The sequence below is a fragment of the Mesorhizobium sp. M1A.F.Ca.IN.020.06.1.1 genome (genome assembly GCF_004023265.1).
In the GTDB taxonomy this organism is placed as follows: Bacteria; Pseudomonadota; Alphaproteobacteria; order Rhizobiales; family Rhizobiaceae; genus Mesorhizobium.
In genome coordinates this window covers 1-686 of record NZ_RZSR01001609.1, presented here as the reverse complement: position 1 = coordinate 686, position 686 = coordinate 1, and the positions used below count along the sequence as shown (strand labels likewise).

Annotated in this window: 1 protein-coding gene and 1 pseudogene; one reads left to right on the top strand and one right to left on the bottom strand. The window is 61.8% G+C overall.

What is annotated here, in order from left to right; genetic code table 11:
• A pseudogene (locus EOA60_RS35860) lies at positions 1 to 180 on the top strand (malonyl-CoA synthase); the annotation flags it as partial.
• A 192-nt stretch (positions 181 to 372) separates the two neighbouring features.
• Here EOA60_RS35860 and EOA60_RS35855 read toward each other — a convergent pair.
• On the bottom strand, positions 373 to 686 hold a 314-nt coding region (locus EOA60_RS35855), incomplete at its 5' end, for an amidohydrolase family protein (protein ID WP_164899922.1).

Genomic DNA, 686 nt, shown 5'->3' with positions numbered 1-686 from the left:
GGCTCGGCAATCAGCGCAGCCGATATCGCCGACGCCATTGCCGGGCGGCTGGCCAAATACAAGCATCCAAAGCAGGTGATCTTCGTCGACGAATTGCCGCGCAACACAATGGGCAAGGTGCAGAAGAACGTTTTGCGCGAGGCGTACAAGGATATCTACCAATCCAGACCGCAGAGCTAGGACTAGTGCAAACGCCCGGCAGCTTCGTCATTTTAGGGCGGAGCAAGGAGCGGAGCGACGCGGGAAGACCCTGGAAGCCAGGCCTTAACGCCAAAGCGTGCAACGATTACAGAATTCTGCACCGTTGCGCCCCACGGCAGAGGTCACGGCATGGATCCTCGGGTCAAGCCCGAGGATGACGAAGGAAGAGGCCTACGCCGCAAAAACCTTCTCGCCGCCGATCCAGACATTCTTGACGTCCAGGTCTTCCGACAGCCCGACAATGTCCGCTGCGGTGCCGTTGGCGAAGCGGCCGAGGCGATGCGCCTGGCCGATCGCTTCGGCGGGATAGAGCGAGGCCATGCGGAGCGCCTCGTCGAGATCGAGCCCGACCACGCGATGGACGAAGCGCACGGCGGAAATCATGTCTAGATCGGCGCCGGCCAGCGTGCCGTCGGCAAGCCTGAGACTCCCGTCCTTGCGGTAGATGGTACGGCCGTTGAGGGTGAAGGATGTCATGTCGGTGC